At 71.7% G+C, this 6,521-nt stretch carries 6 protein-coding genes; 5 read left to right on the top strand and 1 reads right to left on the bottom strand.

The window, feature by feature from the left end; translation table 11 throughout:
- The 3 genes from DSY14_RS26265 to DSY14_RS26255 form a co-directional block, all read left to right on the top strand.
- Positions 1-577, top strand: a 577-nt coding sequence (locus DSY14_RS26265; protein WP_211719299.1) for a hypothetical protein, incomplete at its 5' end; no start/stop codon positions are given.
- Positions 540-1,136: a TetR/AcrR family transcriptional regulator gene (locus tag DSY14_RS26260; protein ID WP_211719298.1), complete on the top strand. Its 597-nt coding sequence runs from the start codon at positions 540-542 to the stop codon at positions 1,134-1,136. The genes DSY14_RS26265 and DSY14_RS26260, both read left to right, overlap by 38 nt.
- Positions 1,137-1,320: 184 nt before the next feature.
- Positions 1,321-2,016, top strand: coding sequence for a nucleoside/nucleotide kinase family protein (locus DSY14_RS26255; protein WP_211719297.1), 696 nt, complete (start codon positions 1,321-1,323; stop codon positions 2,014-2,016).
- Between the two features lie 11 nt (positions 2,017-2,027).
- Here DSY14_RS26255 and DSY14_RS26250 read toward each other — a convergent pair whose 3' ends face one another.
- Positions 2,028-3,251 carry an FAD-dependent oxidoreductase gene (locus DSY14_RS26250; protein WP_211719296.1) on the bottom strand — a complete coding sequence of 408 codons (1,224 nt, stop codon included), beginning with the start codon at positions 3,249-3,251 and terminating at the stop codon, positions 2,028-2,030.
- Positions 3,252-3,509: 258 nt separating this feature from the next.
- On the opposite strand from DSY14_RS26250, the gene DSY14_RS26245 reads away from it, so the two are divergent.
- Together DSY14_RS26245 and DSY14_RS26240 are read left to right on the top strand one after the other, a co-directional pair.
- Entirely contained in the window at positions 3,510-4,871 is a 1,362-nt protein-coding gene (locus DSY14_RS26245; protein WP_211719295.1) for an MFS transporter, read from the top strand.
- 210 nt (positions 4,872-5,081) lie between these two features.
- Positions 5,082-6,434 carry a VCBS repeat-containing protein gene (locus DSY14_RS26240; RefSeq protein WP_211719294.1) on the top strand — a complete coding sequence of 451 codons (1,353 nt, stop codon included), beginning with the start codon at positions 5,082-5,084 and terminating at the stop codon, positions 6,432-6,434.
- Positions 6,435-6,521: the final 87 nt, after the last annotated feature.

The raw sequence follows: 6,521 nt of genomic DNA, 5'->3' as shown, positions 1-6,521 counted from the left end.
CGCCCTGCCCCTGACCACCGCCGCCCTGGGCACCGCGATGGTGACGGCCACCGCACTCGCCCACGAGCACCCCTGGCCGGTCACCGTCCTGCTCGCGGTGGTGGCCTTCGACTTCTCCGGCGGGGCCGCCGCCACCGCCACGCCGTCCGTGCGCGCCCAGCACCACGGAACCGGGGGCACACGCCTGCGCAGACTCGGCTTCGTCGCCCTGCACCTGCACCCGTTCGTTCTGGCGGTGTGCGTGACGGGGTTCGGCTGGCCGGCCGCGACGGTGCTCTACGGGTGCGCACTCGCCGGTGCGGTGGCCGTGGACACCGCGCCGCCGCCCCTGCGGCGCAGCACCGCCCTGGCCGCGACGGTCCTGGGCACCGTCGTCACGCTCCCGTTGCTCGGTGCCGCGCCCGAGCTGACCTGGGTCGCCCCGGTCATGCTCGTCAAACTCCTGCTGGGCCATATGCTCCCTGAGACGGCGCGCCCCGCACCCGCCGCGACCCCGCACGGGGCCGGGGCGCCCACCCACGACGAGGAGGACGGCGACCATGGCACCCAGGCGCGTCGACCAGGCGGCCCGGCGTGAGGAGGTCCTCTCCTCGGCGATCCGGGTGTTCGCCCGCCAGGGCTTCGCCGCCACCCGGATCGAGGACGTGGCCGCCGAGGCGGGGGTGGCCAAGGGCAGCGTCTACCTGTCCTTCGACAGCCGCGACGCACTGCTCACCGCCGCGGCCGCACGCTTGGCCGAGCACATGGCCCACCTGCTGGAGGAGGCCCGCGCGCCCCACGGCCGCGCGGTGGACCGGCTCGCCGCGCTGCTGCGGTCGACCGTGGCCTCGCTCGCCGGCCACCCCGAACTGGCCCGGGTGCTGGTGGACCTCTGGGCCGCCGAACGGACCCCCGCGCTCGGCGAGACCCTGGACATGGCCGCCGTGTACCGCGACCACCGCGCCGTGATCACCGAACTACTGCTGCGCGGTGCCCGCGAGGGCGACCTGCGCGCCGGAGTGGGCGCGGCCGAGGCCGCCGTGGTCGTCGGTGCCGTGGAAGGGTGCCTCATCCAGTGGCTCGTCGACCCGTCTGTGCCCTTCGCCGAGCTCGCCGACCCGATCATCGAGGTGTGCCTGTCCGGCCTGCGGACGTGAGCCGCCGCGACCTCCCGATGCGACCCGCGCCCGGTGTCGCACAACGGGGGACGCTCTGCGGACACACCGCCCCAGCCATGGGCGTCCCGTGGGCGCACGCTTCCCCGAACACGGGCCGAGGCCTAGCACAGGCACCCGGAGCACACAACGGAGGCTTCGAGGAACACCGCATAGGCTGGAGATCATGCTCGACTCCCTCGTCGCAGACGTCCTCGCCCTCGTCCCCCCGACCGACGGACACCCCCCACTCCGACCGGTGCTCGGCCTGACCGGCGCGCCCGCCGCGGGCAAGTCCACCCTGGCCCGCTACCTGGTGCACAAGGTCAACGAGCACCTGGGGGCCGGCACCGTCGGTTACCTGCCGATGGACGGCTACCACCTGTCCAACGCACAGCTCGATCGGTTGGAGCGCCGCGACCGCAAGGGTGCCCCCGACACCTTCGACGCCCACGGCTACCTGGCGATGTTGCGACGCCTGCCGGTGGAGACCGACCACGCCGTCTACGTGCCCGACTACGACCGGCGGCTCCACGAACCCATCGCCGGCCGACACGTGATCGAACCGCACACCCGCCTGGTGGTGACCGAGGGCAACTACCTGGCCTCCGACCAGGAGCCGTGGAACCGGGTACGGGACCTGCTCACCGAGCTCTGGTACGTGGAGGCCTCCGACCGGGTGCGGGAGCGCCGCCTGCACCGACGCCAGCGCGCGGGCGGCGCCAGCGCGGCGGCGGCACGGGAGTGGGTGGAGCGCAGTGACCGGGCCAACGGCGAACTGGTCAAGGGGTTCCGGGACAACTGCACCCGGGTGGTCCGGGTGAGCAGGGTACCGCGGATCCGCTTCGACGAGCAGGACCACGGCCCCGCCCGCCGAAGCTGACCCCCGCCCCCTCAGACGGCGGAGGCCGGAGCGGCCTGACGGCGACGCGGGAACCGACGGCCGGACCAGCGCACCAGCCTCAGGTACAGATCGGGTCGTGCCTGTCCACCGATCAGGCCACCGTAGGCGCTCACGACGATGAACTCCTTGCACCAGGCGGCCACCCGCCCGGTGAGCACCCAGCGGGTCGGGGTGTCGTCGGGGCGCACGAACTGGACGAGCCCGTCGCGGCGACCCAGGCTCACGCACTGGAGCACGTAGCCGAACGCGGAACCGTGGGAGGCGCGACGGGGGTCCGGTCCGGCGAGGCCGCCGGCGACCGTGTCGGCCGCGGTCCACCCCATGGGCAGTCCCATCGCGCAGGACATCCGCAGTTCCCGGCCGTCCACCGCCTTCGCGTGGGCGGCGTCGCCCACCACCAGCACGTCCGGGTGGGAGAGCGAACGCTGGTCCCCGTCCACCAGGGCACGACCGGTGGCGTCGACCGTGAGCCCGGCACGGGCCAGGACCCCGGAGACACCGAAGCCCGAATTCCACACCACGACCTCGGCCCGCACGTGGGTGCCGTCGTCCAGGTGCGCCCCCTCGGAGTCCACCGCGACCACGCCGGTGTGCTCGCGCAGGTTCACGCCCAGCCGGCGCAGCGTCCGCCGCAGGTGGGTGCGGCCCCGATCCCCGACCCCGGCTCCCAGCGAACCCCGCGTGACGAGTTCGACCCGAAGGCCCGGGTGACTCTCGGCGAGCTCCGTGGCCACCTCCACTCCGGTGGCCCCACCACCGACCACGACCAGGCCACGCGGAGGTTCGCGGCGGATCCGGTCGGCCAGGCGTCGGGCCGCGGCGAGCGAGGCGGTGTCGTGGGCGTGTTCGGTCACGCCGGGGACGGGCGAGACCCCGGCGTCGCTGCCCAGAGCGTGGACGAGGGTGTCGTAACGCAGTTCGCGTCGGCCCCGATCGGTGTGGACGGCGACGGTACGGGTGTCGGTGTCCAGGGTGTCGACACGGCCCACGACCAGGTCGATCCCCGTGTCCTCGGTCGCCTGGACGAGCGGGTGGACCCCCACGTCCTGCCCGGCCGCGACCTGGTGGAGCCGGACCCGTTCGACGAAGTCGGGGGCGGCGTTGACCAGGGTCACGTGGAGATCGAGGGAGTGTGCGCGTGCGTGGCGGGCGGCGCGGCCGGCCGCGGCGAGGCCGGCGTAGCCGGCACCGAGCACCAGGAGTTCGTGGGCCATGGGGTTCTCCTCCGGATCGGGAACGGGTGACGATCCACATGACGAGACGGGGACACGAGGATGTGACATCGGCTCGGGTGATCCGGATCACGGACACCGCGCAAGCCCCGAGGTGGGACGGTCTCTCGCGGATGCACCGATAAGGGAAGAGGGGAACAAGGAGCCCCGAATGTCCACATATTGAGACTAATGTTTCATATAGTGTCCACGACGGCTAACATCCAGCCATCGACCCGCACTGACCTGGAAAGAAGTCCCATGACGGACGTCTCCTCTGAGAACCCGTCGTCGCAGCGGCCACAAGCCGAGACGACAGCACCCCCGACCAACCCGAAGCGGAAGGTCCTCACGGCGAGCCTCGTGGGCACGTCCATCGAGTTCTACGACTTCTACATCTACGCGACCGCCGCGGTGCTGGTCTTCCCGTACCTGTTCTTCCCCGAGGGCGACATGATGGCGGCCCGCCTACAGTCGCTGGCGACCTTCGCCATCGCCTTCGTGGCCCGCCCCATCGGCTCGTGGCTGTTCGGGCACTTCGGCGACCGCATCGGCCGCAAGGCCACACTCGTGGCCTCTCTCCTGACCATGGGCGTGGCCACCGTCGCGATCGGCCTCCTGCCCACCTACGCCCAGATCGGCGTGGCCGCCCCCCTGCTGCTGGCGGTGTGCCGGTTCGGCCAGGGGCTCGGCCTGGGCGGTGAGTGGGGTGGCGCGGCCCTGCTGGCCACGGAGAACGCCCCCGCGGGCAAGCGCGGTTTCTACGGTACGTTCCCGCAGATGGGCGCACCGATCGGCTTCTTCCTGGCCAACGGCGTCTTCCTGACCCTGAGCCAGACCATGAGCGACGAGGCCTTCCTGGCCTACGGCTGGCGGATCCCCTTCCTCATCTCCACCGTGCTCATCGTCGTCGGTCTGTGGGTGCGTCTGACCCTGCACGAGACCCCCGCCTTCGCCAAGGTCATCGCCTCCGGTGAGCGCGTCAAGACGCCCATCGTCGAGGTGTTCCGCCACAACTGGTCCGCGGTCGTGATCGGCACGCTGATCATGCTGGCCACCTACGTCCTCTTCTACCTGATGACGGTGTTCTCGCTGGGCTTCGGCACCGACCCGGAGACCGGCCTGGGATACGAGCGCTCCCAGTTCCTGGTGTTCCTGCTCATCGGTGTGGTGTTCTTCGGGATCTTCACCCCGATCTCGGGGATCCTGGCCGACCGTTTCGGCCGCAAGCCCACGCTGGTCACGGTCACCGTCGCCATCATCGTGTTCGGTTTCGCCATGGGCCCGTTGCTGGGCAGCGGCAGCACCGTCGGGGTCCTGGTCTTCCTCATCATCGGTCTGTCCCTGATGGGGATGACCTTCGGCCCGATGGCCGCGGTCCTGCCGGAACTGTTCCCGACCAAGGTGCGCTACACCGGCGCCTCGGCCGCCTACAACCTGGCGAGCCTGCTGGGCGCCTCGTTCGCGCCCTACATCGCGACCTGGCTGGCCGGCACCTTCGGTCTGCAGTGGGTCGGCGGCTACCTGGTGCTGGTCGGAAGCATCACCCTGATCGCACTGCTGGTCAGCCGTGAGACGAGCAAGGACGACCTGGACAGTATCTCGGCCAAGGTCACACGGTAGGTCCTCGGAGGGATCCTCACCCCACGAAGCGGGCCGGACGGCGTCGCCGTCCGGCCCGCTTCGTCGTGGAAACGGACACGGGGCTCCACCGTCACGCGCGCGGCACCCGGTTACGAAGAAAACCTGCGTCCACCGACACTTTTGCGTCAACGGTTTTCCCGGGGGCGGCGTCCAACCCGTGACATCATCCGCCCCGTCGAAAGACCTCACATGAAGTACCGGACCACCCTGCCTCCGCTCCTCGCCGTCGCCCTCGTCGCGGCGGTCGGATGCGGCACCGCGACCACCGACCTCTCCGACGCCGCCCCCGTCCGAGGCGAGAACGACCCCGTCATCGACGACACCAACGGTGACGGTCACCCCGATCTGCCCATCGACGGACGCCTGGGCGGTGCACCCGACGGAGAACCCTACGTCGGTGCCCTGCTCGGCGGGGAGAACGGACTCGACCCGGACCGCGCGGTGGTCCTCACCCGCACCGACCTCGGACTCCCCGAGGCGGAGGACCCCCTGGAGGTACTGGACACCGGCGACCTGGACGGGGACGGGTACACCGACCTCGTCATCGCCGCGCCCGGCGGCGGTCACGTGGTGTGGGGCGGCCCCGAGGGCCTCACCGGCCCCGCCGTCCCACTCCCCTGGCTGTCCGTCGACGACCCCACCGACATGTACGCGATCTCCCTCGTCGTGGGGGACATGGACGGTGACGGCCACACGGACGTGGCCGTGCTGGACCACCTCCAAGGCACCCCGGTCGACACGTGGGAGAGCACCTACCATCGCGGCCCCTTCGACCGTGACGGCGCCGCGGCCGAGACCCGTGACCTGACTCTGCCCGACGACGTCCAGGACGCCACGATCGAGGCGTTCGACGCCGACGGCGACGCCTACCAGGACCTGCTGGTGGTCCGCGGTGCGGACGAGTCGCCCGTGCGTCACCTGGTGCTCCGCTCCGGCCCCGAGGGCCCCGCGCAGGAGACGGTGGGCGACACCGCGCCCGGCCACGTGCACACCTCCGCCGACGTCGACGGGGACGGAGTCGCCGACCTGCTCGTGGGGGTGAGCGGCATCCCCAACAACGAGCCCGGCCACGACGACGAACTGCACCCGGGCCGCGTCGACGTCCACCTCGGTGCGGAGGGGTACCTCGACGCCGACCCGATCCGGATCGACCGCGACACCGAAGGGGTCGCCGGTGCGGCCGAGGACGGCGACGGGTTCGGTAACGGGCTGCTCGTGGGCGACGTCGACGGCGACGGTGTCGACGACGTCGTCGCCATGACCGGACCGTCCTACGCCTTCGAGGAGGCCACCCTCCTCCTGGGCGGTGCCGAGGGCCTGACCGGAACCGGCTCGGTCACCGTGGAGGTGCCCTCCTCCGACCTGGGGAACCTGAGCCACCACGCCCTGACCGACATCGACGGCGACGGACACGCCGACCTCGTACTGAGCAGCGCGCATCCGGCCGTGCCCTCCGAGGCCGACACGTTCGCGGTCTTCCTCGGCGGTCCCGAGGGGTTCGCCGACGAGCCGGACACGGTGTTCACCACCGAAGGGCTGTAGGACGCCGGGGGGCCGCGCCCCCGATGCCGGGGCCGGTTCGCGCGGGGAACGACCCGCCGGATCGGCCCCTCCCCTGGGGTGGACGCG

The sequence above is a fragment of the Nocardiopsis sp. MG754419 genome (assembly GCF_018207095.1).
In the GTDB taxonomy this organism is placed as follows: domain Bacteria; phylum Actinomycetota; class Actinomycetes; order Streptosporangiales; family Streptosporangiaceae; genus Nocardiopsis.
The sequence above is the reverse complement of the archived record's forward strand: the minus strand, read 5'-3'. Positions and strand labels throughout refer to the sequence as shown.

Bases quoted from the DNA above. Each gene is read 5' to 3' on its own strand.
- DSY14_RS26260 (WP_211719298.1), top strand. From the start codon at position 540: ATGGCACCCAGGCGCGTCGACCAGGCGGCCCGGCGTGAGGAGGTCCTC.
- DSY14_RS26255 (WP_211719297.1), top strand. From the start codon at position 1,321: ATGCTCGACTCCCTCGTCGCAGACGTCCTCGCCCTCGTCCCCCCGACC.
- DSY14_RS26250 (WP_211719296.1), bottom strand. From the start codon at position 3,251: ATGGCCCACGAACTCCTGGTGCTCGGTGCCGGCTACGCCGGCCTCGCC.
- DSY14_RS26245 (WP_211719295.1), top strand. From the start codon at position 3,510: ATGACGGACGTCTCCTCTGAGAACCCGTCGTCGCAGCGGCCACAAGCC.
- DSY14_RS26240 (WP_211719294.1), top strand. From the start codon at position 5,082: ATGAAGTACCGGACCACCCTGCCTCCGCTCCTCGCCGTCGCCCTCGTC.